Raw genomic sequence first — 1,269 nt, forward strand, 5'->3', positions numbered from 1 at the left:
TGTTTGGACCGGAGACATCGCGAACAGATGTGCGAGGACATCGCGAACAGTTTTGCGCTTTTGCGCGAGGGGGTTCGGGATGCCATTCGAGGACAGAAGCGTGATGAAGCAGAAGCTGGAGTTTGTGAGGCTGGCGTCGGCGAAAGGAGCGAATGTAAGCGTGCTGTGCCAGCGCTTCGGTATCGGCCGGACCTGTGGCCACAAGCTGCTTTCGCGCTATCGGATCGAGGGGGAGGCTGGGCTGGTCGAACAGTCGCGGCGGCCACGATCGAGCCCGGCGCGCAGCGCGCCGGAGGTGGAAGCGGCGGCCCTTGCGGTGCGTATGGCGCATCCGGCTTGGGGTGGACGCAAGATCGCGCGTGTGCTTGCCGGCGAGGGTATCGGCACGCCGGCGGCCTCGACGGTAACCGGCATCCTGCGTCGCAACGGCATTGAGTTGGGAACGTCGGGCGGTGGAGCGCAGTCCTTCATCCGCTTCGAGCATGCCGCCCCCAACGATCTGTGGCAGATGGACTTCAAGGGTCACGTCGCCTTGCGTTGCGGCCGCCTGCATCCGCTCACCGTGCTTGATGACCATTCGCGCTTCTCGGTCGCGCTGTCGGCCTGCGCCGACCAGACCACCGCAACCGTAAAAGCCCGGCTGGTCACCGCCTTCCGCCGCTATGGCTTGCCGTGGCGCATCGCCACCGATAATGGCCCGCCCTGGGGCGATGGCGGCCGCAACGACTTCACGCTGCTCACCGTCTGGCTGATCGAAACCGGCATCGCCGTCAGCCACTCCAGGCCTTGCCATCCCCAGACCCTCGGCAAGGACGAGCGCTTCCATCGCTCGCTCAAGGCCGAGGCGCTGCAGGGACCGCCCTTCGCCGATCTCGCCAAGGCCCAGGACGCATTCGACCAGTGGCGCCATGTCTACAACGCCCAGCGTCCCCACGATGCGCTGGACGGCGGCGTGCCGCTCGATCGCTACTGGGCATCGCTGCGCCCTTATCGCGAAACGGTCGAGCCGTTCGAATACGCCAAGGGCGATCTCATCCGCCGCGTACAGCAGCATGGCTTCGTCTCCATTCTTGGCCGCACCATGCGTTTGTGCAGGGCCTTCACAGGAAAATCCGTCGCCTTCAGGCCCACCGCCACAGACGGTGTCTTCGACGCCTGGTTCAGACATCAGAAAATAGAAACCATCGACCTCAATGTCCTGGCGCGATAGCATGCAAAACTGTTCGCGATGTCCTCGCACATCTGTTCGCGATGTCCCCAGTCCAAACA

General features: G+C 64.1%; 1 protein-coding gene. It reads left to right on the plus strand.

What is annotated here, in order from left to right; genetic code table 11:
• Positions 1 to 79 precede the first annotated feature (79 nt).
• Positions 80 to 1,210 carry an IS481 family transposase gene (locus NKI59_RS34890; protein WP_352709060.1) on the plus strand — a complete coding sequence of 377 codons (1,131 nt, stop codon included), beginning with the start codon at positions 80 to 82 and terminating at the stop codon, positions 1,208 to 1,210.
• The last annotated feature ends 59 nt before the right edge of the window (positions 1,211 to 1,269 follow it).

This window comes from Mesorhizobium sp. M0598 (assembly GCF_040320865.1).
GTDB lineage: Bacteria > Pseudomonadota > Alphaproteobacteria > Rhizobiales > Rhizobiaceae > Mesorhizobium.